The organism is Phytoactinopolyspora halotolerans (genome assembly GCF_010550675.1).
Classification (GTDB): domain Bacteria; phylum Actinomycetota; class Actinomycetes; order Jiangellales; family Jiangellaceae; genus Phytoactinopolyspora; species Phytoactinopolyspora halotolerans.
In genome coordinates this window covers 316,702-342,969 of record NZ_JAAGOA010000001.1, presented here as the reverse complement: position 1 = coordinate 342,969, position 26,268 = coordinate 316,702, and the positions used below count along the sequence as shown (strand labels likewise).

At 68.3% G+C, this 26,268-nt stretch carries 28 protein-coding genes; 14 read left to right on the top strand and 14 right to left on the bottom strand.

Going from position 1 to position 26,268, the window contains the following annotated elements; genetic code table 11:
• The first annotated feature begins 12 nt into the window (after positions 1-12).
• Positions 13-1,005 (top strand): ABC transporter ATP-binding protein, encoded by a 993-nt coding sequence (locus tag G1H10_RS01550; RefSeq protein WP_163731632.1) that lies wholly within the window; start codon positions 13-15, stop codon positions 1,003-1,005.
• 84 nt (positions 1,006-1,089) lie between these two features.
• Here G1H10_RS01550 and G1H10_RS34365 read toward each other — a convergent pair whose 3' ends face one another.
• Positions 1,090-1,992, bottom strand: coding sequence for a Rossmann-like and DUF2520 domain-containing protein (locus G1H10_RS34365; RefSeq protein WP_163731629.1), 903 nt, complete (start codon positions 1,990-1,992; stop codon positions 1,090-1,092).
• Positions 1,989-3,068: a LacI family DNA-binding transcriptional regulator gene (locus G1H10_RS01540; RefSeq protein ID WP_216852777.1), complete on the bottom strand. Its 1,080-nt coding sequence runs from the start codon at positions 3,066-3,068 to the stop codon at positions 1,989-1,991. Before G1H10_RS01540 ends, G1H10_RS34365 begins: the two co-directional genes overlap by 4 nt.
• A gap of 211 nt (positions 3,069-3,279) precedes the next feature.
• Here G1H10_RS01540 and G1H10_RS01535 point away from each other — a divergent pair, with 211 nt between their 5' ends.
• Positions 3,280-4,515, top strand: a complete 1,236-nt coding sequence (locus G1H10_RS01535; protein ID WP_163731624.1) for an MFS transporter — start codon at positions 3,280-3,282, stop codon at positions 4,513-4,515.
• A gap of 286 nt (positions 4,516-4,801) precedes the next feature.
• A complete protein-coding gene (locus G1H10_RS33720) occupies positions 4,802-5,440 on the top strand; it encodes a lipoprotein (protein ID WP_163731621.1) in 639 nt (212 codons plus the stop codon).
• Here the strand turns inward: G1H10_RS33720 and G1H10_RS01525 are convergent.
• The 9 genes from G1H10_RS01525 to G1H10_RS01485 form a co-directional block, all read right to left on the bottom strand.
• Positions 5,430-5,831: a hypothetical protein gene (locus tag G1H10_RS01525; RefSeq protein ID WP_163732081.1), complete on the bottom strand. Its 402-nt coding sequence runs from the start codon at positions 5,829-5,831 to the stop codon at positions 5,430-5,432. The genes G1H10_RS33720 and G1H10_RS01525 overlap by 11 nt on opposite strands.
• A gap of 127 nt (positions 5,832-5,958) precedes the next feature.
• A complete protein-coding gene (locus tag G1H10_RS01520; protein ID WP_163731618.1) occupies positions 5,959-6,327 on the bottom strand; it encodes a hypothetical protein in 369 nt (122 codons plus the stop codon).
• A gap of 140 nt (positions 6,328-6,467) precedes the next feature.
• Entirely contained in the window at positions 6,468-6,893 is a 426-nt protein-coding gene (gene panD / locus G1H10_RS01515) for an aspartate 1-decarboxylase (protein ID WP_163732080.1), read from the bottom strand.
• Between the two features lie 42 nt (positions 6,894-6,935).
• On the bottom strand, positions 6,936-8,318 hold the full coding sequence (locus tag G1H10_RS01510; RefSeq protein ID WP_163731615.1) for a PH domain-containing protein: 1,383 nt from the start codon (positions 8,316-8,318) through the stop codon (positions 6,936-6,938).
• Positions 8,315-8,803: a PH domain-containing protein gene (locus G1H10_RS34360; protein WP_163731612.1), complete on the bottom strand. Its 489-nt coding sequence runs from the start codon at positions 8,801-8,803 to the stop codon at positions 8,315-8,317. Before G1H10_RS34360 ends, G1H10_RS01510 begins: the two co-directional genes overlap by 4 nt.
• A gap of 102 nt (positions 8,804-8,905) precedes the next feature.
• On the bottom strand, positions 8,906-9,475 hold the full coding sequence (locus tag G1H10_RS01500; RefSeq protein WP_216852775.1) for a DUF1684 domain-containing protein: 570 nt from the start codon (positions 9,473-9,475) through the stop codon (positions 8,906-8,908).
• A gap of 41 nt (positions 9,476-9,516) precedes the next feature.
• Positions 9,517-10,482: an ABC transporter substrate-binding protein gene (locus G1H10_RS01495; protein ID WP_163731609.1), complete on the bottom strand. Its 966-nt coding sequence runs from the start codon at positions 10,480-10,482 to the stop codon at positions 9,517-9,519.
• A gap of 151 nt (positions 10,483-10,633) precedes the next feature.
• A complete protein-coding gene (locus tag G1H10_RS01490) occupies positions 10,634-11,380 on the bottom strand; it encodes an ABC transporter permease (protein ID WP_163731606.1) in 747 nt (248 codons plus the stop codon).
• Positions 11,381-11,383: 3 nt separating this feature from the next.
• Positions 11,384-12,085 carry an ABC transporter permease gene (locus G1H10_RS01485; RefSeq protein WP_163731603.1) on the bottom strand — a complete coding sequence of 234 codons (702 nt, stop codon included), beginning with the start codon at positions 12,083-12,085 and terminating at the stop codon, positions 11,384-11,386.
• Positions 12,086-12,109: 24 nt separating this feature from the next.
• Here G1H10_RS01485 and G1H10_RS01480 point away from each other — a divergent pair, with 24 nt between their 5' ends.
• Positions 12,110-13,264: an ABC transporter ATP-binding protein gene (locus G1H10_RS01480; protein ID WP_163731600.1), complete on the top strand. Its 1,155-nt coding sequence runs from the start codon at positions 12,110-12,112 to the stop codon at positions 13,262-13,264.
• Positions 13,265-13,280: 16 nt separating this feature from the next.
• Here the strand turns inward: G1H10_RS01480 and G1H10_RS01475 are convergent, their stop codons facing one another.
• Positions 13,281-13,859: a hypothetical protein gene (locus G1H10_RS01475; protein WP_163731597.1), complete on the bottom strand. Its 579-nt coding sequence runs from the start codon at positions 13,857-13,859 to the stop codon at positions 13,281-13,283.
• Between the two features lie 114 nt (positions 13,860-13,973).
• Here G1H10_RS01475 and G1H10_RS01470 point away from each other — a divergent pair, with 114 nt between their 5' ends.
• From G1H10_RS01470 to G1H10_RS01460, 3 genes are all read left to right on the top strand, one after another.
• Positions 13,974-15,500, top strand: coding sequence for a helix-turn-helix domain-containing protein (locus G1H10_RS01470; RefSeq protein ID WP_163731595.1), 1,527 nt, complete (start codon positions 13,974-13,976; stop codon positions 15,498-15,500).
• A gap of 148 nt (positions 15,501-15,648) precedes the next feature.
• The gene (locus G1H10_RS01465; RefSeq protein ID WP_163732073.1) at positions 15,649-17,133 is read left to right on the top strand and encodes an AlkA N-terminal domain-containing protein; all 1,485 of its coding nucleotides are present in this window, start codon (positions 15,649-15,651) and stop codon (positions 17,131-17,133) included.
• Positions 17,130-17,624 (top strand): methylated-DNA--[protein]-cysteine S-methyltransferase, encoded by a 495-nt coding sequence (locus tag G1H10_RS01460; protein WP_163731592.1) that lies wholly within the window; start codon positions 17,130-17,132, stop codon positions 17,622-17,624. Before G1H10_RS01465 ends, G1H10_RS01460 begins: the two co-directional genes overlap by 4 nt.
• Before the next feature lie 91 nt (positions 17,625-17,715).
• On the opposite strand, the gene G1H10_RS01455 is transcribed toward G1H10_RS01460, so the two are convergent.
• The gene (locus G1H10_RS01455; protein ID WP_163731590.1) at positions 17,716-18,033 is read right to left on the bottom strand and encodes a hypothetical protein; all 318 of its coding nucleotides are present in this window, start codon (positions 18,031-18,033) and stop codon (positions 17,716-17,718) included.
• A gap of 182 nt (positions 18,034-18,215) precedes the next feature.
• Here G1H10_RS01455 and G1H10_RS01450 point away from each other — a divergent pair, with 182 nt between their 5' ends.
• The gene (locus G1H10_RS01450; RefSeq protein WP_163731587.1) at positions 18,216-18,734 is read left to right on the top strand and encodes a mycothiol transferase; all 519 of its coding nucleotides are present in this window, start codon (positions 18,216-18,218) and stop codon (positions 18,732-18,734) included.
• Between the two features lie 6 nt (positions 18,735-18,740).
• On the opposite strand, the gene G1H10_RS01445 is transcribed toward G1H10_RS01450, so the two are convergent.
• On the bottom strand, positions 18,741-19,433 hold the full coding sequence (locus tag G1H10_RS01445; protein ID WP_163731585.1) for an EcsC family protein: 693 nt from the start codon (positions 19,431-19,433) through the stop codon (positions 18,741-18,743).
• 99 nt (positions 19,434-19,532) lie between these two features.
• Here G1H10_RS01445 and aat point away from each other — a divergent pair, with 99 nt between their 5' ends.
• The 6 genes from aat to araA all read left to right on the top strand — a co-directional run bounded on the left by aat (position 19,533) and on the right by araA (position 26,209).
• Positions 19,533-20,246 carry a leucyl/phenylalanyl-tRNA--protein transferase gene (aat, locus tag G1H10_RS01440; RefSeq protein ID WP_163731582.1) on the top strand — a complete coding sequence of 238 codons (714 nt, stop codon included), beginning with the start codon at positions 19,533-19,535 and terminating at the stop codon, positions 20,244-20,246.
• 7 nt (positions 20,247-20,253) lie between these two features.
• Positions 20,254-21,117 carry an Fpg/Nei family DNA glycosylase gene (locus tag G1H10_RS01435; RefSeq protein WP_163731579.1) on the top strand — a complete coding sequence of 288 codons (864 nt, stop codon included), beginning with the start codon at positions 20,254-20,256 and terminating at the stop codon, positions 21,115-21,117.
• A gap of 26 nt (positions 21,118-21,143) precedes the next feature.
• Positions 21,144-22,184, top strand: coding sequence for a LacI family DNA-binding transcriptional regulator (locus G1H10_RS01430; protein WP_216852774.1), 1,041 nt, complete (start codon positions 21,144-21,146; stop codon positions 22,182-22,184).
• Positions 22,185-22,275: 91 nt separating this feature from the next.
• Entirely contained in the window at positions 22,276-23,973 is a 1,698-nt protein-coding gene (araB, locus tag G1H10_RS01425) for a ribulokinase (RefSeq protein WP_163731577.1), read from the top strand.
• A gap of 4 nt (positions 23,974-23,977) precedes the next feature.
• Positions 23,978-24,676, top strand: coding sequence for an L-ribulose-5-phosphate 4-epimerase (locus G1H10_RS01420; RefSeq protein ID WP_163731574.1), 699 nt, complete (start codon positions 23,978-23,980; stop codon positions 24,674-24,676).
• 24 nt (positions 24,677-24,700) lie between these two features.
• The gene (gene araA / locus G1H10_RS01415) at positions 24,701-26,209 is read left to right on the top strand and encodes an L-arabinose isomerase (protein ID WP_163731571.1); all 1,509 of its coding nucleotides are present in this window, start codon (positions 24,701-24,703) and stop codon (positions 26,207-26,209) included.
• Positions 26,210-26,268 lie beyond the last annotated feature (59 nt).

The following is a 26,268-nucleotide window of genomic DNA, read 5'->3' as shown; positions in this document are numbered from 1 at the left end:
TGCGACTCGCTCATGAGTGAATCCATCATCGACGTCCGCGACCTGCGTCGCGAGTTCACCGTCCGCTCACCCTCCGGACGAGTGCGCCGGACCAAGCGCAGCGTGCACGCCGTGGACGGGCTGACGTTCAGCATGCCCGCCGGCGCGGCCATCGGATATATCGGCGCCAACGGTGCCGGCAAGTCGACCACCATCAAGATGCTCACCGGCATCCTGGTGCCCTCATCCGGCACCGTCCGGACGTGCGGGCTGGAGCCGATCCGTCAGCGGCGGACACTGGCCCGGCGGATCGGGGTGGTGTTCGGCCAACGGACGCAGCTGTGGTGGGACCTGCCGCTGCGAGAATCGTTCCGGACGCTAGCGGCGATCCACCGGCTGCCGGAGAACGTGTGGGTGAAACGCCGCGACGAGCTCATCGACCGACTGGACCTCGCGGCGTTCGTACACACACCGGTCCGGCAGCTGTCTCTCGGCCAGCGCATCCGGGGCGAAATCGCGGCAGCGCTGCTGCACTCGCCGTCGTTGCTGATCCTGGATGAGCCGACGATCGGTCTGGACGTGCTCAGCAAGGAGCGGTTACGGCTCTTCCTCACCGAGCAGCGTGAGCTGCATGGGACGAGCCTACTGTTGACGACCCACGACATGGACGACGTCCAGCGCCTGACGGAGCGGGTCATCGTCGTCGATCATGGCCGGATGGTGTATGACGGGAACCTGCCTGGGCTGGTCGGACGCGTCGGCGCTGAACGGGTGATCGTGCTCGACCTGGTAGAGCCGTCGCCGCCGCTCTCCGGCATCCCGGAGGCCGAGCTGGTCGGGGTCGAGGCCGACGGACTGCGTCAGCGGCTGTCGTTCTCGCCTGAACGGACCACAGCGGCCGCCGTTCTGGCCGCCGTCGGGGAACGTGCGAGCGTGCGCGACCTCAGCATCGAGGAACCCGACATCGAGGACGTCGTCCGCCGCCTCTACCTCTCCACGACGGCCCTAAATGATCATGTGAAGTAGGTTTTCTCGTGCCGCAACAGGGCTGCAGACATGGTAGTGCTGGAGAAAACCCACTTCACATGATCATTTAGGTGGGGTGTGTGGTTAGTGGGGGCCGGGTGGCGTGGCCAGGATCTCCAGCAGCGGTTCGGCGTCGGTGGCTTGCAGGCGTCCGGAGGCCAGCGCCCGGCCGGCCGTCCGCCGGGCGAGCGCCGTGTACACCGCCGTCGCTTCCGGCATGGCGGCGTCTACCACACGCAGGTGGTCCGCCACCGTCCCTGAATCGCCACGCGAGACCGGCCCGGTCAACGCCTCGTCGCCCTGGCGGAGGGTGTTATCCAACGCCGCCGACAGCAACGGCGCCAGCGACCGGTCCGGATACTCCACGCCCGCGGCTCGCAACAGATCCATCGCATCGTTGATCAGCGTGACCAGGTGGTTGGCTCCGTGCGTCAGTGCCGCGTGGTAGAGCCCGCGCTGCTCCTCAGCGACCCGGACCGGCTCCGACCCCATCTCGATGACGAGCGCCTCCGCCACCGGCCACAACGGCTCCGGGGCGGTGACGCCGAACGTGGACGTGGACAGCCGCTGCAGATCGACCGACGTACCGGTGAACGTCAACGCCGGGTGCAAGGCCAGCGGAAGTGCGCCCGCCCGCGTCGCCGGTTCCAGCACCGACACGCCGAAGCGACCGCTGGTGTGCACGATGAACTGACCGGTCCGGATCGCCCCGGTCGCGGCCAGGCCTTCCACCAGGCCGGGCAGGGTGTCGTCGGGGACGGACAGCAACGCCAGATCGGACTGCTCCAAGACCTCAGGCACGTCGACCAGGGGGACATCGGGCAGCAGCGCGTCCGCACGCGACCTACTGGTGACGGAGACGCCATAGCCGGCGACGACCCGGTGCCCCGCCCGTGCGAGCGCGGCACCGAGGACCGCTCCGACGCGACCGGTTCCGACGACGCCGACGTCCAGCCTCGCCGGCCGGGTGCCCGGTTCTTCGCTCACGGCGCCAGCGTACCCGCGGCAGCGGGTGGCGCAGTGGTGGTGCCGATCCGGACCTCGATCGGCAACCGCACGTCGTCCGGGCGCCGGCCGGCCAAGAACTCCGCGACCATCCTCCCCGCGACACGGCCCTTCTCGACGTACGGCTGCTCGACGGTGGTCAGCACGTAATGGTCCAGCCACGGAGTCTCGATCCCGTCGAAACCGACGACGCTGAGATCGTCCGGTACCCGCAGCCCGGAGTCCAGGGCGGCCCGAATGACCCCCACAGCAAGCAGGTCACTCTGCGCCACGATGGCCGTCGGCCGCTCCGCCGGCGGTGCGGCCAGCAGCAAGGCGGCCGCCTGCTGACCCTCCTCGATGATGTTGGTGGGTGTCTCCACCACGGGCACCCGGCCGAACACGTCCTCCACCGCCTTCAGGCGCTGCCGGACATCGGCGAATCCGACCTGCGCGCGCCGCTCGTCGCTCATCGGGCCGCGGTGACCGTCCAGACGGCTCGGCAGCGTCACGGTGGCGATCCGTCGGTGGCCGAGTTCTGCCAGGTGGCGGGCGAGCGCCATGGACCCGCCGTAGTCGTCGACGTCCAGCACGGCGACATCCTCGCGGTGCGGCCCGTCCACCGCCACCACCGGAATACCGCGGCCGATGAAGTGGTCCAGCAGCGGATCGTCGTCACGTCCGCACATCGCGAAGATCACCGCATCCATCGGTGTCCGCGCTACCTGATCCGGGGTCGGTCCGGTGCGCGTAGCATCGCCCGAGATCAGCAACAACCCGGAGTCGAGCGAGCTCAGCACCTCGGCGAGCCCGTCCAGCAGCCCTACCGCGACGGGATCGCGGAAGGCATACAGCAGGCGCTCGCCGATCAACGTCGCGACAATGCCCGACCTGCCCTGACGAAGTGAGCGCGCCAGCGGGTCGGGACCGGCATAGCCGAGTTCACGCGCCGCCGCCAACACCCGTTCACGGGTCTCCTGCGCCACCGGGCCCGCACCGCTGAACGCGAGCGACGCCGTCGACGGCGACACACCCGCACGAGCGGCGACGGCGGCAAGTGTGGGCCGCTGGCCACTCACTGCGCACACCCCCTCCGCATCTCGATCCGACAGCCTCGGCATGCCTCGATGAGAAGCCTTGGTACCACGACATCCCCGGACGACGCGCCATCGGTGGTCCGTACCCGCCGCCGTGGTGGATGGCACTTGCCGAGGGCAGTCATCTTTGGCATGATATCGAATCGATTCGATCGAATCGATTCGAGTCACACAGATCTACCAGGAACAGACCATGAGCACCTCTCGTGACACGATCACCACACGGCAGGCGACGCTGGCCCGCAACGCCGTCATGATCGTCTTCGCCGCCAACGGATTCGGTTTCGCGTCGTGGATGGCGCGCATCCCGCAGATCCGGGACGCGCTCGGCCTCCAGCCCAGCGAACTGGGACGCGTGCTGCTGGCGCTGGCAATAGGTGCCGTCATCGCGCTGCCCACGTCAGGCTTCGTGGTGAACAAGATCGGCGCCGCGCGGACCGTCGCCGGTGGGTCCGTCCTCGCCGGCGGCAGCTTGATCATGGCCGGCATCGGGGTGGATCCGATCGCGAGCGTGGTGGCGGTGGCCGCCTTCCTGGCCACCCTCGGGTACGGGACCGGCACCTGGGACGTCGCCATGAACGTCGAGGGCGCCGCGGTGGAGCGTCAGCTGGATCGGGCCATCATGCCGCGGTTCCATGCGGCGTTCAGTCTGGGCACGGTCCTGGGTGCGGCGCTGGGCGCGGCGGCAACCTGGCTCTCCATCGCCGTCCCGATTCACCTCGGTGTCACCGGTGCGGCCGTGATCGTCGTCACCCTGGTGAGCACGCGCAACTTCCTGCCGCGGCAAACCGAGGAGAGCCACGACGACGCGACCCCGGCCGCGCCGAAGGTCCCGGTATGGCACGCCTGGCGGGAGCCGCGCACGCTGCTGATCGGTCTGCTGGTGCTGTCGTTCGCGCTCATCGAGGGCATCGCGAACGACTGGCTCGCGGTCGGACTCGTGGACGGCTATGAGGTCAGCAACGCCGTCGGTTCGGCGGGCTTCGCCGTCTTCGTCGCCGCGATGACGCTGGGCAGATTGTCCGGGCCGTGGTTCCTGGACCGATACGGGCGAGCGCCGGTGGTGCGGACGAGCGGTCTGCTCGCCGCGACAGGAGCGTTCCTGGTCGTGATCAGCGGCAATCTCGTGCTCGCCGGAGTGGGGATCCTGCTCTGGGGAATCGGCGCATCGCTCGGGTTCCCGGTGGGGATGAGTGCGGCGTCCGACGAACCGCACCTCGCGCCGGCGCGGGTCAGTGTCGTCGCTTCCATCGGCTACACGGCCTTCCTGGCCGGACCACCGTTGCTCGGATGGATCGGCGATCACGAAGGAGTGCTCACCGCGCTTGCCGTCGCCACCGGAGCCGGCCTACTGGGCACCTCCGTCGCGTCCGTCCTTCGGGAGAAGAAGACCAAGACGCCGGAACGCGTCGACGCCGACCGTCGCTGACGGCCCGCAGCGGGCCCGCGCGCAGCCGGACTCCTCCACCAGAGAGATCATGAACACTTACCGTGCTATGTGAACGGCAAGTGTTCATGATCATCAGCGCATTGGGCGGCACGGTGAGGACGGCTGCTCGGCTCAGCGAGTGGCCGGTGGAGAGATCCATCTCACGTCGGCGAGGCGTGAACCGATGCGATCGAGCGGCCGTCATAACCGCAGCGCCCACGTCGTTGGATGTGGCTGGGCGGCCGGCGACCGTCGGCAGCCGTCGGGTAGTAGAGATAGGAGTGACGTGAAGATTTCCGCCGTCTTCGGAATCACCGCAGTGGTGTTGATCGTGGCCGGGTGCGATGGCTCCGGCGGCTCCGACCCCGGCGACGAGCGCACGGCCACCCCCATCGATACGCCGACGAGCACCACCGCCGCGGATCCGTTCGACGAAGGCGCGGTGGCGACCGAGCCCGCCATGGACCTCGCCGACCAAGGCGAGTGTGACCTGCCGATCACCTTCGACATTCCCGAGAAGTGGACCTCGGAGACCGTCCTGGCCGACCACGACTTCGAGCAGGGCGGCCTCATGCCGGCGTGTGAGGTCGATGCGAAACCCGCTGGCTGGCTCGGCTACATCCGGGTATGGACCGGGCCCGCCGACGACGCCGGGCAGGCCTTGGAGACATTCCTCGCCGACAGCGCCGGCGAGATCGAAGAGCCGGAGACGCGTGAGATCGAGATCGCCGGTGTCCCCGGCGTCGAGACGAGCTACGTGCAATTCCTGCCCGCCGTCGACGAGCGCAAGCGGGAGCGCGCGTTCGCGATCATGACCGGCGACGAAGCCGCGGTGGTGACCGTCAGCGGGTTCGACACCGAGGAGTACCTCGGCATGCTGCCCGCGTACATCCTGGCCCGGGAGACGGCCCGGCTCACCGGTTGAGCACACGGCCGGTACGCCGCAGCCACAGCAGGCCGAAGACCGGAAGCACAAGCGGGATGAAGAGGTATCCACGGCCGTAGTCCGACCACACCGTGTCCGCAGGGAAGTCGACGACGCCGGCCACCGTGATGGTCCCGATGACGAGCACACCGGTCATCTCGACGACGACGGCCGCCAGCGCGATCCACCAGGATGCCGCTCCATGGCGGGTGAGCGCGACGGTGGCCACGACGTACACGGCCGCGGCGAAGGCAGACAACACGTACGCTGCCGGTGCCTCGTCGAACTTGGTCAGGATCTGATACAGCGCCCGGGACGTCGCGCCGACGGCGAACACCGCGTACACCGCGATCAGCAGCCTGCCCGGGCCCTTGTTCCGCACGGCCGGCATATCGCCGCCCACAGGCCGCTCGCCGCCTGGCCGCCGCTCGCCGCCTGGCCGCCGCTCGCCGCCTGGCCGCCGCTCGCCGCCTGGCCGCCGCTCGCCGCCTGGCCGCCGCTCGCCGCCGAGCGATCGCTCAGACACCACCGACCCCTTCCCAGATGTCCTGCAGCCGCACGACGAGGGCCGGTACGACCAGCGCGGCGAAGACCAGCACGGAGGTGCCCCAGCGCGACTTCTCCGCCAACGCCCAGAACAGCGCGACCGGCAATAGCAGCACGGCGAAGAGCAGGTAGCTGACGAACAACGCCGTCTCGCTCGGCCCGTCCCCGATGATCATCGCGACGAACGCGACCACCATCTGGATGAGCAGCAGCAACTCGACGACCCCGGCGCCGATGACGAACGGCTCGCGCGGGTTCTGGTCACGCACCACGGCGACCATCGCCCAGGCGGCATACAACAGGGACAAGACGATGATCGGGTACGCCAGGAAATCGACCACGGCTCAACCCGCCACGGCGACCGGCACGGTAGCGGCGCATGGCGCGGCACCGTGGCCCGGCACAAAGACACTGTTGACCACGATGTCATCCTGCCCGATGCCGGATTCCGTCCGGCAGGTCGGGTCGGCGATGCGGCCGTTCAGTTGGAGGCGACCACCAGCGTGCCCGGCAGCTGTTGCTCGGCACCGGGCACGGGTTCGGCCGGGTCCGAACCGGTGGCGACGATCTGGTTCAGCTCGTCGACGTGGACGATCCTCGGCTGCAGCTCGGCGACCTCGGCTTCGTCGAACATCCCGTAGCTGATCAGGATCACCAGGTCCCCGGGCTGGACCAGCCGGGCCGCGGCGCCGTTGATCCCGATGACGCCGGATCCACGTTCCCCAGGGATCGTGTAGGTGGTCAGCCGAGCACCGTTGGTGATATCGACGATGTCCACCTGCTCGCCCGGGAGCAGATCCGCTGCGTCCAGGAGATCCTCATCCACCGTGACGGATCCCACGTAATGCAGGTCCGCCTGGGTCACGGTCGCCCGGTGGATCTTGCTCTTCATCATCGTGCGGAACACGTTTGTCACTTATCCTTTCGGCCTCACTCGCTCGATGCACTCTTAAGGAGCGTCACCGTCGGTGTCACCTAGGGGAACACGCGGAGCGTGCTGCGCCATCCATTGTTCCCGAACATCTTGCTTGCGCGCCAACCGGGCCCGCTCAGTCTGCTCCTCGACGAACCGGAACGCCTCGTCTGGCGGCCGGTGCCGGATGATCGCGTTCACCGGACCAGGCGTCGTGTCCACATGTGCGCTCGCCAGCCGCAGCCGACGCTGCAGCGGCCCCTGGGTCACCCGTACGCTCTGCGTCTTCGCGTGCGGCACCACGGTGAGCCGCCGGGTCAAGCGACCGTCCCGGACGACGACGATCCGGTCGTCGGCGCCGTAAGCCAGACGCGGTTGCTGGATCGGGCGCAGCCATCTGGCGCGCCGCGGCGTCGGACGCAGCTCGACGTCGGCCGGGTCGGCCTCCAGCACCTGCCGCGCGATCGCCATCGCCTCGTCGTGTGGTGCGACCGGTAACAACGTCGACGTCGTTGTCGTCGAGTCAGACGAATTGTTGCCGGCATAACCGGCGACGTCCACATGCACCTCGGCCCAGCCCTTGATCCGCCAGAGCAGCGGTTGCCGGATGAGCACTCCCTGCACCCGCCCAGGCGGGACGGTCTGGTGCACGGTGTCGAGCAGGCCCTTGCGGATCCGGTAGCCGTCCGGCGAATGCGCCAATGTGAATCCGAAATTCTGCCCCAGTTGCGTCCACAGCGCATACCCCGTGGCCAACAAGCCGGGCAACATCGCGCTCATCAGGCCGAACCGCGCCTGCGACGGAACAAGGACCAGCGCTACGACGAGCGCCAGAACGAACAACATGCCAGAGACGAACCCTGCGGACAGGATGGTGGACCACACCAGCATCTGCAACGGCGTCTCGTGGATCCTCCGCTCCGGTGCCTCCGGCGTCTGCGCGTCGATGCCGGCCGCGCGCGCCAGCAACTCGGCCCGCAGCCGGACCGCATCGTCGACGGATAGGTACTTCAGCGGAGCCTCCGATTTTCCTCCGCCGGCGACCTCCATGCGCAGCTCGGCGACGCCCAGCAGCCGCCCGACCAAGGGCCGGTTGACGTCGACGGCCTGTAGCCGGTCCATCCTGACCCGGCGGGAGCGCCGCATCAGCACGCCGGAGTCGATCCGCAGCGCGTCGCCGTCGAAACCGTACCTGGTGAACCACCACGACACCGCGCCGGCGAGGCTGGCCAGGACGACGAACGCGGCACCACCCGCCAGGTAGTAACCGATCGGCGCCGGCTCGCGCAGCGCGTTCTGTCCGATGATGACGACGACCGCGGCGAAGTACCCCCACCCACGCAGCAGCGGAGTCAACGGATGCAGGCGCCGGAAGTGTTCCGGCGTGCCCGTCCCGGGCACCGGCGACTGAGTACTCACAGCCCTGCTGCCTTGGCCTCACCGAGCGCCGAGAGTCGGTCCCGAAGCCGCGCCGCCTCGTCCGCGGGCAGGCCGGGGATCTTGGCGTCCGTCGCCGGCGAGGCGGTGTGCAGCTGCACCGTCGCCAGCCCGAACTTCCGGTCCAAAGGGCCGGAGTCGACGTCCACGAACTGCATCCGGCCGTACGGGACGACGGTCAGCTTGCGAAACATCACGCCGTGCGTGACCAGCAGGTCGTCCTGCCGCTCCGCATAACCCCAGGCTCGCCAGATGCGCGGGATGAGCCACACTCCCCAGCCGGCGCCCACCAATCCGACCGCGGCCGCGACGACGATGCTCCAGCCGCCCCAGAGGAACCACAGTCCGACAGCGAGCACGGGTACCACCACTCCCAGCGTGATCGCCAGCGAGATGTAGCGCACAGTGATCAACTTGGGCGACACCTGCTGCCATTGGTCGCCGGAGGGTGCGAAGAGTTGGTCCACGTGAGCACAGGCTACCCCCAGCCCACCGCATTTCCCACGGCTTGGGCCGATCCGGCGGCCAGGCGCGTCGCCGATGGCGGCGAGGTGACGTCGTCGACCAGCTCACACGTGCACGTCGCCGGGCACGGCCAACTCGCCCACGTCGATCGCCGCGCCCACGGTATTTCCCGGTGGAGCCAGTGGGCATGCCCAGGCCGGGTCGTATGCGCATGACGGGTTGTAGGCGAAGTTGAGGTCGACCACCAAGCCCGTACTCGGGTCGCCTCCCAGATCGGCACCCTTGACCGTGTCCAGCAGGTACCGACCGCCGCCGTATGTCGCGCGCCCGGCCGACGCGTCCTTGATTGGAACGAACACGCCACCCCCGTACGATCCGAGCCACCACACATCAAGGTCGCCGATGGGCAGTCGCAACGTGCCGATGCGGTCGAACGGCACCACGCCGTCCGTGCCGGTCGCGATCTCCAGCCGGCACGGCGCCACGTCGGTGTCGATTCCGGCACGGAACCGGAGACGAGGATCGTAGGGGCCGTACCGTCCGCCTGGGTAGCTGGATCGAGCCGAGGCAGGCACGGGCGACGCCGGGTGATCACGCAACAGCCGCTCGCGACCCTGGACCCACCATCTGTGCCCGGCCGCCGGGTCGCCGTGCGCACGCACCTCCGCGTACAACTCGGCGATCCGGCGACGCCAGTCGAGTACGTCCAGCGGGCTCAGAGCAGACCCTTTTCCTCAAGGTAGGCGACCGCCACGTCTTCTGGGCGCTGCCGCTCACCGTCGACCTGGGCGTTCAGCGCAGCAAGATCTTCAGTGGTCAAGACGCCGGAGAGCTCGTTGAGAGCATCCACTGCCGCCTGGTCCTGAGCGACCTCTTCATTCACGACCGGGACCAGGTTGTCCGCCAGCTGGAGCCCTTGGTCGTCCTCCAAGAGCACGAGTCCGAACCCTTCGAGAGTGCCGTCCGTCGTCCCCACCAGGCCGAGGTCGGCTTCGCCGTCGGCGACGGCCTGCTTGGTCTGCGGCGTACTGAACCCGAGCGGCAGCATCTCGCTGAACTCGAGCCCGTACGTCTCTTCCAATCCCGGCTGGCAGAACGGCCGGTCAGGGCATTCCTCGACCGCCGCCAACACCAGCGGCTCGCCAAGCGCCGCCAGATCGGACAGGGTCTGCAGGCCGTTCTCGTCGGCGAAGTCGGCGGCGACGGCGAACCCGTTCTGGCTGGCCGCCTCAGCGGGCTCCAGCAGCACGAGGCCTTCCTCCTCGGCCAACGGCCGGATCGCCTCGACCGTTTCGGCCGCGTCCGTCGTCGCAACCGGCGACTCCGTGGGCGCATCTGGGCCGTTGGCCTGCACGTTGAGATACTCGCCGAAGGTGGCGGCATACTCCGGGACGACGTCGACCTCGCCCGAGGACAGTGCGGGCGCGTAGATCTCCCGGTTGGCGACCTGCTGGATCGACACGTCATAGCCCGCGTCCTCCAGCAGCGCCTTGTACATCTGCTGCATGACGGACATCTCGGTGAAGTCGGCGCCGCCGACGGTCAGCTGTCCCCCGCCGCCCGCCTCGTCACCGGACTCGGTCTGAGTCGAATCGTCCCCGTCATCGTCGCCGCAACCGGCGAGGAACAGGGTGAACGCGGCACCGGCCGCAAGGGCGGCGAAGCTACGTCGCTTGGTCATGGCACTGAACCAACCTCTCTGTGGTGTGTCGCCTTCTGTGTCCCGTGGCGGCCGCCGTGGCCACCACGCGTGTCCGGCGAGCACCGCGACGCAGCGCCCGCTAGCTCCCAAGTCAACTACTCGGCACTGACAACGTCTTCCCGATTCCGCATCACAATCGGCTCTCGATAGCGGATTGCTCGTGCGGCACGGCTTGCGGCACGGCGACCTGATCGATCGTCCGGCGGCGTGTGATACGGCGCATCGGGTCGACCCGACGCTGCAGCCACTCCATGGAGCCCTCCACCAGCAGCGCCGTCGCCGCCACCAGAATCGCCCCGGCGATCAGCTGCGGGTAGTCGCCGCGGCCGAACCCACTGGTGATGATCCGCCCGAGCCCCCCACCTGCGACCAGCGCCGCGACCGTGGCCGTCGCCACGATCTGCACTGCGGCCAACCGGACACCGTTCATGATGAGCGGGATGGCGAGCGGGAACTCGACCTTGCCCACCACCTGCAGAGCCCCCATGCCCATGCCCCGCGCCGCCTCGACGGCGTCCCGATCGACCTCGCGCATCCCGACGTAGGTGTTGGTCAGCAGCGGCGGCATGGCGAAAAGCACCAGCGCGATGATCGTGGTCCAGTCCGACAGACCGAGCGGCGTCAGGAACAGCAGCACCATCACCGCGAACGTGGGCACCGCCCGGCCGACGTTGCTGATGTTGATCGCGAGCGTTCCTCCGCGGCCGATGTGTCCGAGCCACAGGCCGATCGGTACCGCGACGGCACACGCGATCAATAGGGATACCCCGGTAAGCCACATGTGCTCGGCGAACCGCACCGGCACTCCGTCGCCGCCGCGCCAGTTCGCCCCGTCACCCAGCCACCGGATGGCGTCGATGAAGTCGTCTGTGTTCATGCCTCAGCTCACCGCCCGTCGCCATGGCGTGCTCAGCCGAAGCACGGCCACCAAAACCAGGTCGGCCAGCAGTGCGAGCAGCACGCACAGCACCGACGCGGTCAACACCTCGGCCCGGAAGTTGCTGTCCAGGCCCTGCTTGATGAGCTGGCCGAGACCGCCGTGACCGACCAGCATCCCCAGCGTGGTCAACGCCACCGTCGAGACCGCGGTGACGCGGAGGGCCGCGACGATCGTCGGCAGCGCCAGCGGTAGCTCTACCCTGAACAGCAGCCGGAGTCCGTTGTATCCCATCCCCACCGCAGCCTCCCGCACGTCGGCGGGAACCCCGTCCAAGCCGGTCAGCACCCCACGCACCAGGATGGTCAGCGAATACAGCACCAGACCGACGATCACCGTCGTGGTCGTGAGCCCGGTAATGGTGAACAGCAGACCGAACATCGCCAGCGACGGGATCGTGTACAGCACGGTGGACGTGCCGAAGACGGGCGCCGCCAGCCGACGCCACCGGCGCACGACGAGCGCGAGGAATACCGACAGAACGAATCCGATTGTGACTGATGCGACCGTGATGACGACATGTTCGCGAAGCGCGTCAACGATGAGGTCAGAGCGTGTCTCGACATAGTCGGGACAGATCCAATCGTTGCGGACCATGCAATTGTCGGGGAGGCTGGCTCCATGAACGGCCTGGGGAAGTCCCATTCACACGACAGTACCGAAGACTCGATGATCCGGCTCGACGGCGTGTCGAAGCGCTACCCGGACGGAACCGTCGCGGTCCACGAACTCTCTCTGGATGTCGCCAAGGGCGAGCTGGTCGTCCTGGTCGGACCGTCGGGATGCGGGAAGACCACCACCATGAAGATGGTCAACCGGCTGGTCGAGCCGACCGGCGGGCGGATCTTCGTGGACGGCGCCGACGTCACGCACACCGACCCGGTCAAGCTCCGTCGGGGCATCGGCTATGTGATCCAGAACGTCGGACTCTTCCCGCACCGGTCCATCGTGGACAACGTCGCCGTGGTCCCCGAGCTCAGCGGGTGGTCCAAGGCCCGCCGGCGGGAGCGCGCACACGAGCTGCTGGAACTCGTCGGGCTGCCGCCGGACACCTACGCCCGCCGCTACCCACACGAGCTCTCCGGTGGGCAGCGCCAGCGCGTCGGGGTAGCTCGTGCACTCGCCGTCGACCCACCCGTGCTGTTGATGGACGAGCCGTTCAGTGCGGTCGATCCAGTGGTACGGGGACAGCTGCAGGACGAGTTCCTGCGGTTGCAGGAGGATGTCCGCAAGACCATCCTGTTCGTCACCCATGACATCGAGGAGGCGGTCCGGCTGGGTGATCGAATCGCCGTGTTCGCGCAGGGTGGCCGACTGGAGCAGTTCGACACACCAGCGTCCATTCTCGGTGCTCCGGCCACCCCGTTCGTCGCCGATTTCGTGGGGTTCGATCGAGGATTGAAGCGGCTCTCCGTGACCCCGGTGACCGAGGCCGATCTTGACCATCCTCCCGTGGTCCGGGCGGACGATACGCTGCGTTCGGCCGCGGCGACGATGGGAACGTCCAGGTGGGCCGTGGTACTGGACTCCAAGGGCGGGCTAGCCGGCTGGATCAGCCAGGACACGGCCACCGGTGATGGCGTGGTCAGCGATCATGCACGCCGCATGGAAGCGTGGGTCGAACTGGGCGACAGCCTCAAGGTGGCGTTCGCCGAGATGCTGCAATGGAACGCCGGGTGGATCGCGGTGCTCGGGGACGACGATCGCTACCTCGGCGTGTTGACCCCGTCCACTCTGCACGCGGCACTCCGTCGCTCGGTGGAAGCGGACAACCGGTCCATCGAGCCGAGCCAAGTCGACCTGGTCACCGTCAGCGACGCTTAGGCCGTACGCTCGACGCTTAGGCCGTACGCTCCTCGGGCGGCTCGAACGCATCGCCGCCCTCGGACGCCTCCGGCAGCAGATCCCGGTGCTTATCCTCCCAGGCGACGAGATCGACGACGGTCGGCGCGTCGGAGAGATCGGGCCAGAGGTCGTTCCAGTCCGCTTCGGCGCGACGCGCCATCTGATCACTGGGGGTCGACGCGCTCTGGCGCGCATTGCGCGAGTATGTCAGCTCGACTTCGAGTTCATTGACCTGCCGGCGCATCGTGTCGATCCGTTCACCGGCCACGTCCAGCAGACCGACCATATGGTCGGTGAATTGGCGGTGCTCATCCGAATATCGTGCATGCATCTCCGAGTACTCGGCGGCCTGGTCCGCCCGGACCGTAGCCACCTCCACCCGCAACTGTCGTTCCAGGCGGAAGACGATCACACCCAGGACGACGGACGCGACCCCGCCCGCTCCGGCAGCGATCAGCGGCCAGTCTCCACCCACCACAAAAGCGACCGCTGCCAATGCAGCGGCCAGCACCGGGGTGACGACGGCCAGCACACGGACAACGGCAAGGCGGCGACGGTGACGGACAGAGGCCATGCGGGCCACCGTACCCTCTCGCATCACAAGAAACGTGCGTCACACGCCGACAAATCCGGAAAGATCGGTGCGGCGCACAAGCGGTAACTCACATGTGAGATAGGGTCTCAGCTCGTGGCAGATGACTACTTGCGCCGAATCGGCTCCTTGATACGCGACTCACGGTTACACCACGGGTGGACTCAAAACCAACTCGCGGAACAGCTTGGTACCAGCCAGAGTGCCGTCAATCGGATAGAGAAGGGACACCAGAATCTCAGCCTCGAGATGATCGCCAGGATCGGCGAGGCTCTGGACAGCGAGATCGTCACGGTCGGCCAGCCCGAGCCGTCGCACCTACGCGTCACCGGCGGTCAACAACTGTCCGGCAACATCACAGTCAAGTCCAGCAAGAACGCCAGCGTCGCTCTACTCTGCGCGAGCCTGTTGAACAAGGGCCGCACAGTGCTGCGCGGTGTCGCGCGCATCGAAGAGGTCAATCGGATCCTTGAAGTGCTGGAGAGCATCGGCATCCGAACCCGCTGGCTCGGGGGACGCGATCTGGAGATCATTCCCCCGGAACGGCTGGAACTGGATTCCATGAACGTCGACGCCGCTCGTCGCACCCGGAGCGTCATCATGCTCCTGGGCCCGCTGCTGCACCTCGAAGCGCAGTTCAAGCTCCCCTATGCGGGCGGATGCAACCTGGGCACGCGCACGGTGCGTCCGCACATGGCTGCCCTGCTCCCCTTCGGCCTGGAGATCAAGGCCACCGGGGGCTTCTACCACGCCGAGGTGGACCGCGCCGCCAAGCCGAACCGTCCGATCGTGCTCACCGAGCGCGGCGATACCGTCACGGAGAACGCGCTGATGGCGGCCGCCCGCTACGACGGGGTCACGGTGATCCGCAACGCCAGCCCCAACTACATGGTCCAGGATCTGTGCTTCTTCCTGACCCGGCTGGGAGTCCGGATCGACGGCATCGGCACCACCACCCTGACCGTGCATGGCGTGGAGGACATCGACCGCGACGTGGACTACGCCCCGTCCGAGGACCCGATCGAGGCGATGAGCCTGCTCTCGGCGGCGATCGTCACGTCGTCGCAGATCACCATCGAACGGGCACCGGTGGAGTTCCTGGAGATCGAACTCGCCCTCCTGGAGGAGATGGGCCTCGATTACGACCGCTCCGACGAGTACACGGCCGCGAACGGCGAGACGCGGCTGGTGGACCTCACCGTGCGACCGTCGATCCTCAAGGCGCCGAACGACAAGATCCACCCGATGCCGTTCCCCGGTCTGAACATCGACAATCTCCCGTTCTTCGCGCTGATCGCGGCGACCGCATCCGGCTCCACCCTGATCCATGACTGGGTGTATGAGAACCGCGCTATCTATCTCACCGAGCTCACCCGGCTCGGCGCCAACGTGACGCTGCTGGATCCGCATCGGGTGCTGGTGGACGGACCCACCCGGTTCTCCGGAACCGAGGTGATCTGCCCGCCCGCGTTGCGTCCCGCTGTGGTGGTACTGCTGGCGATGCTGGCCGCGAAGGGGACGTCGGTGTTGCGCAACGTCTACGTCATCAACCGCGGATACGAGGACCTGGCGGCGCGGCTGTCGCTGCTCGGGGCACGCATCGAGACCTTCCGCGACATCTGACCGATTCCGTCGATGTCCCCGTGATCATCAACCGCCGGCCGTACCGTCGCCGGTCCCGCCGTTGGTGATCATGGGGACATGCGCGTCCGTTTTCCGCTAGTAACGACCGAGGCGGACGGGTCACACTGGACGCGTGCTTGACGATGACATGCGCTATCGCGCGGTGCGCAGCCGTGATGAACGGTTCGACGGCGTCTTCTACATCGGCGTGACGTCGACCGGAATCTACTGCCGGCCCAGCTGCCCGGCGCGGACCCCGAGGCGTGAGAACATCCGCTTCTACCGATCCGCGGCCGAGGCTCAAGCGGCCGGGTTCCGTGCGTGCCGGCGATGCCGGCCCGACACCACGCCCGGCTCGCCGGAGTGGAATGTCCGAGCCGACGTCACCGCCCGCGCCATGCGGCTCATCGGCGACGGCCTCGTGGACCGCGCGGGGGTGACCGGGCTGGCCGAGCAGCTCGGCTACAGCGAGCGGCAGATCCACCGGATGCTCGTGAGCGAAGTCGGGGCCGGTCCGTTACGGCTCGCCCGCTCGCAACGCGCGCACACCGCACGGACCCTGCTGGAGACGACGGATATGCCCGTCACCGAAGTCGCGTTCGCGTCCGGCTTCGCCAGCGTCCGCCAGTTCAACGACACGATCCGGGAAACGTACGCGTACACGCCCAGTGACCTGCGGCGACGCATGCGTCGCCGAGCCGTCGGAGCCGGGCGTGGCCCCACCGACGCGCACGGCGCCCAACCGGCCACCGGGACCATCGCGTTGCGGCTGGCCCATCGGCGCCCGGCCGACCTCCGGCGGGTCATCGACTTCCTGTCCACTCGCGCGGTGCCCGGCATCGAGGAGACCATCGGCGATACGTACCGCCGGAGCATGTCACTTCCGCACGGCCCGGCGGTCGTCGAACTGACCCCCGACGATGGGTGGGTGCGCACAGTCCTCCGGCTGGCAGATCCGCGCGATCTCACCGCCGCGGTGGCGCGGTGCCGACGGTTGTTGGATCTCGACGCCGATCCGCAGGCCGTCGATGCCGCGCTCGGTGCCGACCCGCCGCTACGCGCACGCGTGGCCGGGATGCCAGGCGTCCGGGTCCCCGGCGCCGCGGACGGTGCGGAACTCGCCGTCCGGGCTGTCATCGGGCAGCAGGTCTCGGTGGCAGCGGCCCGGACGGTAGCGGGACGCCTGGTGGCCGCATACGGTAAGCCGCTCGACGCGCCGGTCGGTTCGGTCACCCATACCTTCCCCAGCGCAGCGGTGCTCGCCGACGTCGACCCGGCGGCTTTCCCCATGCCCGGGCGCCGGCAGCGCACCCTCCACGAGCTCACGAGCCGGCTCGCGGCAGGACGCATCCGGCTCGACATCGGCGTCGACCGGGACGAGGCGGAGCGCGAACTGCTCACGGTGCCCGGCATCGGCCCGTGGACGGCGAGCTATATCCGGATGCGCGTCCTGCATGACCCGGACGTGTTCCTACCCACTGATCTGGGCGTCCGACATGGATTGGCCGCCCTCGGGCTGCCCGGCGACCCGCGCGCGGCAGCCGCCCACGCACAGCGGTGGCGACCATGGCGGTCGTACGCCTTGATGCACGTGTGGACGGCGATAGAGACGAAGGAGACGACGAAAAGATGACGACGTACTGGACCACCACCGACAGCCCGGTCGGACCGCTCCTGCTGACGGCCGACGACGGCGGCCTCACCGGCCTCTACATGGAAGAACGCCGGCACGGGCCGCACGACGTCGACCCGAGCTGGGTGCGCGATGACCGCCCGTTCGACAGCACCGTACGGCAGCTCGACGCGTACTTCGCCGGCGACCTGAAGGAGTTCGAGCTGCCGCTGAACGCCGCCGGCACACCGTTCCAGCGCGAAGTGTGGGCCGCATTGCGCTCGATCCCGTACGGCGAGGTTCGCAGCTACCGTGAGATCGCCGAGCAGATCGGGCACCCGACCGCGTTCCGGGCGGTCGGCATGGCCAACGGCCGGAACCCGATCTCCATCATCGTTCCCTGTCACCGAGTCATCGGTACGTCCGGGGCGCTGACGGGATACGGCGGTGGTGTGGAGCGCAAGCGGGCCCTACTTGACTTCGAGGCCGGCCGGTCGACGACCGGGGCGTAACGGGTACCGGGCAGGCTGTACGACCCCCGCAGGCCGGCCCGGCCCCTCAGCGCCTGCGGCTCGGTCCCACCCGTATCCAGCGGTTCCGCGGCTACCAGTTCCAGCCGGCGCGGCGGAGTTCCGGTTCGAGCATCAACCTGCGCACGGGCGGGTCGGCGTCCGGAACCGGCACCCCCGACATCCGTGCGGCGTCACACAGCAAGCCGTCATAGGCCGCGGTGGCCGCGACCAGATGGAATCCCCGAGCCCAGCGACGGTTGTCCCGCTCCAGCGTCTTGATCTCGGCCGCCAGGCTGGTCAGCCGGTATTGGACCGAGAGCGTATCGAACGGGTCTGGACCGGGAGCAGCTTCCTCGACGGGGCGTCGCCGCCGCAGCGCCCGGACTAAACCTGCGAAAGTTGTACCCATTTGGCCTCCCACATCTGAGAATAGCCAAGATAGGGACGCCGATGTGAGCCATTTATTACCGGAAGATCACGGCCCACGACCGCGTGCACACCACTTGACGTGGGTACACGGGCACGTGCGTGACCATACCGTGACCTGCGCGGAATGGTGATCATGGCGGATGAGCAGAGAGGGTGATCCCGGTGCGAAGTGCCGAGCTTCTGATCGATGCGTACGGACGGGTGCGTGAGGAGGTTCACAGCGTCGTCGACGGCCTGACGCCGGATCAACTCGCCCACCGCGTCGACGAACAGGCCAACTCCATCGCCTGGCTTGTGTGGCACCTCACCCGGATCCTCGACGACCACCTGGCGGAGGCGGCCGGCACCGAACAGACCTGGCTCGCCGGAGGATGGTCGGAGCGGTTCGCGCTACCGTTCCCGCCGACGTCGACCGGTTTCGGTCACAGCAGCGCCGACGTCGCCGCCGTACGGGTCGATTCCGGTGATCTTCTGACCGGATACCACGACGCCGCCCACGAGACGGCGGTCAGCTACGTGAACCGGCTCTCCGACGCGGACCTCGACCGCATCGTGGACGACCGGTGGGACCCGCCCGTCATGCTCGGGGTGCGGCTGGTCAGCGTGGCCAACGACGCCGCACAGCACGTCGGCCAGGCCGCGTTCATCCGTGGAGTGGTGCTTCGAGCCGCCGAGCGCTGAGCCGGGTCAGGCGCGCTCGACCATGACGTTGGTGGGGAACTGGCTGTCGGCGTAGCGCCCGACCGACCACGTCGAGACGGCATCCACGCCCGCGCTCACGGCGCCGCCGATCACCGGCACCCGCTTGGCGATCATCAAGGTGGCGTGCTTTCCGCCGACGCGTGCGGTGAGCTCCTGCCCGACCCGCGCCGCCACCCGCTCGATCGTGACGTGTTCAATGGGGTTCCGCGCCACGGCGACGTCGTGCGGCAGCGTGGACACGGCGCCGTCCTGGCGGAACGCACCCGCGCCATCCCTGCCCAGCAGTGTCATCAGCGCCGCCGTACGGACCCGGCTGTCGGCGAGGTCGTAACCGCGCAGGTACGCGATCGCCGCGGCCATGCGCAGGTGCAGGACAGCGATACCGGCGATGTTGGCTGGGATCGCGACCGGCAACGTCACCACGCCTCCGAGGTTGGCGACGAAGCCCTGCACACCCGCCAGGCGCACGTGTTGTTCGATCACATCGCGCACAGCCCGGTCGACGTCGCGCCGACGCTCCAGATGCTTGCGAGCCACCTCGCGCGCGCCCGGAAAGCCGGGGAACCCGTCGATCGCCCGGTCGACGAAATGTTGCGCACCACGGGTGGCCACGGCGGGTGCCGCCCGCCGAGCCGCATGATTGCCGGCCCACATCGCCATGTTCGCCCGAAGACCCATGCCACCACTGTACGCCGAGAGCCGTCGGCCCAGGGCGCCATACAGGGACGCGCCACACGGCATACGCTGTGAGCAGAGGCGAGACGTAAGGAGGTCCACGTGCCGGTCGAACCACCGCCGACACGGTGGGATCTACCCGTCGTTCACACCGATAACGGCGACCTCGTCGCCGTCGGCGCTGACCTCGAACCCGGGACTCTGCTCGCGGCGTATCGCTCCGGTCTGTTTCCGATGCCGGTCAGCCGTTTCTTCGGCCGCGCCACCGAACTCGCCTGGTGGTCCCCGGACCCGCGCGGCGTGTTGCCGCTGACCGGTCTGCGGGTCTCGCGCTCGCTGCGGCAGGCGATGAAGAGGTTCGAGATCACCGTGGATGCGGTCTTCGACGAGGTGGTCGACGCGTGCGCTGACCCGAACCGGCCAGGAGCGTGGATCACCGATGACATCCGCAGCGCTTACAGCCGCCTGCACCGGCTCGGATGGGCGCACTCGGTGGAGGCATGGACACCCGATGGCCGGCTGGCCGGTGGACTCTACGGCGTAGCTGTGGGCGGCTTGTTCGCCGGCGAATCGATGTTCCACGCTCCGGAGCGATGGGGGCGAGATGCGTCGAAGGTCGCGCTGGTCGCGCTGGTGGAGATGCTGACAGCCGACGGCGCCGCCGGACGCTTGCTCGACGTCCAGTGGGGGACGCCGCACCTGGCCAGCCTGGGCGTGGTAGAGATCTCCCGGCAGGAGTACCTGAGCCGACTGCGCGCTGCGCTGCGGCTCGACCTTCCGCCGGCCTTTACCGGCACGGACCAGAACAGGGCATGATGGCACCATGCCGGAACTGCCGGAGGTGGAGGCGCTGGCCGCGTTCCTGCGCGAGAACGCGGTCGGCAAGGCGGTGGCGCGTGTCGACGTCGCCGCCATCAGCGTATTGAAGACGTTCGACCCGCCGATCACCGCGCTGGGTGGGCTCGCGGTCTCCTCGACGCGGCGTCATGGAAAATTCCTGGACATCGACTGCGACGGCGTACACCTCGCCATCCATCTGGCCCGGGCCGGATGGCTGCGCTGGAGTGACTCACTGCCGCAACGGCCGCCGAAACCGGGGAAGGGTCCGCTCGCGCTGCGGGTACACCTCTCCGACGGCTCCGGCTTCGACCTGACCGAGGCGGGAACGCGGAAGAAACTCGCGGTGTATGTCGTGCGGGAGATCACCGAGGTACCGGGCATCGCCCGCCTGGGCGTGGATCCGCTCTCCGATGAGTTCACCGTCGAGCGCCTGCACCGGCTGCTCACCGACGCGGGACGGGCGCAGATCAAGGGCGTCCTGCGCGATCAGTCCACCATCGCCGGTATCGGGAACGCCTACTCGGACGAGGTGTTGCACGCGGCGAAGCTCTCTCCGTTCCATCCGGCTTCCACCTTGACCGACGACGAGGTGGCCCGCCTGCATGGCGTCATCATCGGTGAGCTGACGTCAGCGCTGGAGCGAGCCGAAGGGCTGGCCGCGCGGGACCTGAAGGACTCGAAGCGGAGCTCGATGCGGGTGCACGGACGGACCGGCCAGCCGTGCCCGGTCTGCGGCGACGTGGTGCGCGAGGTGTCGTTCGCCGACTCCAGCCTGCAGTACTGCGCGACCTGCCAGACATCCGGAAAGATCCTCGCCGACCGTCGCATGTCCAAGCTCCTGAAGTGACGGCCCCGCCGGGTTACGCTTCGAAAATGGATCCTGAAGTCTCCGCGCGCAGCCCTGTGATGGTCGACGTGGCCAGGATGGCGGGTGTGTCCCATCAGACCGTCTCCCGGGTGCTGAACGACCACCCGAACGTCCGGCCCGCCACCCGGGAGAAGGTGCTGGCGGCGATCGAGCAGCTCGGATATCGACGCAACCGGACCGCCCGGGCGCTGGTCACCCGCCGGACCAACACGCTCGGCGTGGTGGCGTTCGACACCACGCTCTACGGTCCCGCCAGCACATTGTTCGGGATCGAGCAGGCCGCGCGGGAGGCCGGCTACTTCGTCAGCATCGTCAGCCTGAAGAACATCACCCGGCAGGGCATCGACGAGGCGCTGGACTACCTCGCGGAGCAGTCGGTCGATGGCCTCATCGTCATCGCACCGCAACGCTCCGCCGTGGATGCGCTGGCCGGGCGACCGCCCAAGATGCCGGCGGTGGCGGTTGAGGGAGGCGAGGCCGGGGAGCTGCCGGTCGTCGCGGTCGATCAGGTAGAGGGCGCGAAGATGGCTACGCGACACCTTCTCGATCAAGGCCATCGAACGGTATGGCATGTGGCCGGTCCGGCCGAGTGGCTGGAGGCCGAGGGCCGGGTACGCGGCTGGCAGCAGGCGTTGGAGGAGAGCGATGCTCCGGTTCCCGAGTTCATTCGCGGCGACTGGAGTCCGCTGTCCGGATACCAAGCCGGGCAGGAGCTGGTGAAGCGGCGGCGCGACGGCGCGGCACCGGTGGTCGACGCGGTCTTCGCCGGCAACGACCAGATGGCGCTCGGTCTCTTGCGCGCCTTCGGCGAGGCGGGCATCCGGGTTCCGGACGACGTCCGCGTCGTCGGCTTCGATGACATCCCGGAAGCGGAGTTCTTCAGCCCGCCGCTCACCACCGTGCGCCAGGATTTCGCCGAAGTCGGCCGGCAGAGCATGAGCATGCTCCTGGCGGAGATCGACAGTGGTCCGCGGCGGAGCTCGGCTCGCCGGTCGATCGTCGCCGCGGAACTCGTCGTCAGGGCCAGCTCTGCAGCGTCCGGCTGACTCGGTCGGGTGAGCAGGCCCGGTGGTTTCGCGAATCGGCTCGCCCGGACCCCTACCGTTCGGGGGAACGGTACGCTAATCTGTGTACATTGTGAACGCTAACAACCAGTCTCCCCCCGCGGCCGGATCCGCCGACGACCGCTACGTCGTCGGCGTCGACTTCGGCACGCTGTCCGGCCGTGCGGTCGTCGTCCGGGTGTCCGACGGTGCGGAGCTGGGCAGCGCCGTACATGAGTTCAGCCATGGCGTCGTCGATCAGACCCTCCCGGGCACAGGTGAGCGGTTACCACCGGACTGGGCGCTGCAGGTGCCGTCCGACTACGTCGACGTGCTCAAGACAGCCGTGCCGGCGGCGGTCGCCGAGGCCGGGATCGACCCCGCGCGCGTGATCGGCATCGGCACGGACTTCACCGCCTGCACCGTGCTGCCGGTACGAGCCGACGGGACGCCGCTGTGCGAACTCCCGGCGTTCGCCGACCGCAGACATGCCTACGTCAAGCTGTGGAAGCACCACGCCGCACAGCCCCAGGCGGACCGGATCAATGCACTGGCCGCAGAACGCGGCGAGAGTTGGCTGCCGCGCTACGGCGGGCTGATCTCCTCCGAATGGGAATTCGCCAAGGCCCTCCAGGTGCTGGAGGAGGATCCGCAGGTCTATGAGGCGATCGACCGCTGGGTGGAGGCGGCCGACTGGATCGTCTGGCAGCTGTGCGGACAGTACGTCCGCAATGCCTGTACCGCCGGGTACAAGGGGATCCTGCAGGACGGCGCCTACCCGAGCCAGGACTACCTCGGCGCGCTGAACCCCGGGTTCGCCGGGTTCGTCAAGGACAAGCTGGAACACCCGATCGGGCGGCTCGGCGACCGGGCCGGCGGGCTCACCGCGCAGGCGGCGGCCTGGACCGGCCTTCCCGAGGGCATCGCCGTGGCGGTGGGCAACGTCGACGCGCACGTGACCGCACCCGCCGTACAGGCCGTCGACCCCGGGCAGATGGTGGCCATCATGGGCACCTCGACCTGTCACATCATGAACGGCGACGTGCTGCGTGAGGTCCCCGGCATGTGCGGCGTGGTGGACGGCGGCATCGTGCCCGGGTTGTGGGGCTACGAGGCAGGACAGAGCGGCGTCGGCGACATCTTCGCCTGGTTCGTCGATACGTCCGTACCGCCGGACTACGTGGCGGAGGCCGACCGGCGCGGCGTCTCGGTTCACGAGTACCTCACCGAGTTGGCCGCCCAGCAGAGCGTCGGCGAGCACGGGCTGATCGCCCTGGACTGGCACAGCGGCAACCGTTCGGTGCTGGTCAATCACGAGCTGTCCGGCGTCGTCGTCGGGCAGACGCTGGGCACCCGCCCGGAGGACACCTATCGAGCGTTGCTGGAGGCCACCGCCTTCGGCACCCGCACCATCATCGAGGCCTTCCAAACCTCCGGTGTCCGCGTCGAGGAGCTCATCGTCGCCGGCGGACTGCTCAAGAACGCCTTCCTGATGCAGACCTACGCCGACGTGACCGGGTTGCCGCTGAGCACCGCCGTCTCCGAGCAGGCGCCGGCGGTCGGGTCCGCCATCCATGCCGCGGTCGCCGCCGATGCCTACGACGACATCCGCGTGGCGGCAGCCGCCATGGGCAGGGTGAACCGCGCGGTCTACACGCCGGATCCGGAACGTGCCAAGGCGTACGAGGCCCTCTTCGCCGAGTACACGAGACTCCACGACTACTTCGGCCGGGGCGAGAACGACGTCCTGCGCCGTCTTCGGGAGATCCGGCGGAAGGCGCTGAGCGCATGACGCCATGCGCGCGTACACGGGAGACGGAGACGTGAACGAGGAGACGACCGCAGCGATCGCCCGCATCCGTGAGGAGGTCTGCGTCCTCCACGCGGAACTCGTCCGGTACGGGCTGGTCGCCTGGACCGCGGGCAACGTCTCCGGGCGGGTGCCCGGGACGGACCTGTTCGTGATCAAGCCGAGCGGGATCAGCTACGACGATCTCACACCCGAGTCGATCGTCGTCTGTGACGCCGATGGCGTGCTCGTCGACGGTGACCTGTCCCCGTCCAGCGACACCGACGCGCACGCATACGTCTACCGGCACATGCCCGACGTAGGTGGTGTCGTGCACACCCACTCGACGTACGCGACCGCGTGGGCGGCTCGGGGCGAGTCGATACCGTGCGTCCTGACCGCGATGGGCGACGAGTTCGGCGGCGAGATCCCGGTGGGGCCGTTCGCCCTGATCGGCGACGATTCCATCGGCCGGGGCATCGTCAAGACGCTGTCCGGGCACAACTCGCCCGCCGTGCTGATGCAGAACCACGGTGTCTTCACCATCGGCAAGGACGCCCGGGCCGCGGTGAAGGCGGCCGTGATGTGCGAGGACGTCGCCCGTACCGTCCACATCGCACGGCAGCTCGGCGAGCCCATCCCGATCCCGCAGGACGACGTCGCGCGGCTGTACGACCGGTACCAGAACGTCTACGGCCAGCGCTGAGCACACGGACACGAAGGAGACGAGATGGAGCTGAGGTCGGCCGAGCAAGAGGTGTGGTTCCTCACCGGCAGCCAGGGATTGTACGGAGAGGACGCGCTGCGCCAGGTCGCCGAGCAGTCCCAGCAGGTGGCGAAGGAACTCGACGGCGCCGGCTCCATACCGGTGCGGGTGGTGTGGAAGCCCATCCTCACCGATGCCGAAGCCATCCGTCGCATCTGTCTTGAGGCCAACGCGTCGGACGCCTGCATCGGTGTGATCGCCTGGATGCACACCTTCTCGCCCGCCAAGATGTGGATCCGTGGGCTGCGGGTGCTGGACGTGCCGATGCTCCACCTGCACACCCAGGCGAACGTCTCACTGCCCTGGTCCGAGCTGGACATGGACTTCATGAACCTGAACCAGGCGGCGCACGGCGACCGCGAGTTCGGTTACATCCAGACCAGGCTCAGGATGGCCCGCAAGACCGTCGTCGGTCACGTCAGCGATCCCACGGCGCTCTCCCGCATCGCCAGCTGGATGCGGGCCGCGCGCGGCGTCGCCGAGATCCGGTCGCTGAAGTTGGCTCGGTTCGGCGACAACATGCGCGACGTCGCGGTCACCGAAGGCGACAAGGTCGACGCCCAGGCCAGATTGGGCGTATCGGTGAACACCTACGGTGTCAACGACCTGGTCGAGGTCGTGGACTCCGTGTCCGACGCCGAAGTGGACCGCCTCGTCGCCGAATACGACGACTCTTACGCCATCGTGCCCGAGCTGCGCAAGGACGGCGAGCGGCGGGAATCGCTGCGGTACGCGGTCCGGATCGAGGCGGGCCTGCGGCAGTTCCTCACCAGCGGTGGGTTCCGGGCTTTCACGACGAACTTCGAGGATCTCGGCGGCCTTCGCCAGCTGCCCGGGGCCGCCGTGCAGCGGCTGATGGCCGACGGCTACGGCTTCGGCGGCGAGGGCGACTGGAAGACGTCCGTGCTGCTGCGTACTACGAAGGCGATGGCGGAAGGGCTGCCCGGCGGAACGTCGTTCATGGAGGATTACACCTACCACTTCGGCCCCGGCGAACCGAAGATCCTCGGTGCGCACATGCTCGAGGTCTGCCCCAGCATCGCGGCCGGTCGACCGTCCTGCGAGATCCACCCGCTCGGAATCGGTGACCGGGAGGACCCGGTCCGCCTCGTCTTCGATGCGGAGCCAGGGCCGGGGGTGGTCGTCGGGCTGGCCGACATGGGGGACCGCTTCCGGATGGTCGCCAACGAGATCGACGTGGTGCCGCCGGACGAGCCGCTGCCGAACCTCCCGGTCGCGCGGGCGGTCTGGAAGCCGCGGCCCGACCTGGCGACGTCGGCCGAGGCGTGGATCACCGCCGGCGCCCCGCATCACACGGTGCTGTCGTCGGCCGTGGGCGTCGAGGAGCTCTCGGACTTCGCCGACATGGTGGCCACGGAGCTACTCGTCGTCGATTCCGCCACGACGTCGCGCCAGTTCGCCAAGGAGCTCCACTGGAATCAGGCATATTTCCGCCTCGCCCAAGGCCTCTAACCACGCCTAAATGATCATGTGAAGTAGGTTTCTTCGTGCTCCAACAGGTCTGCAGGCAT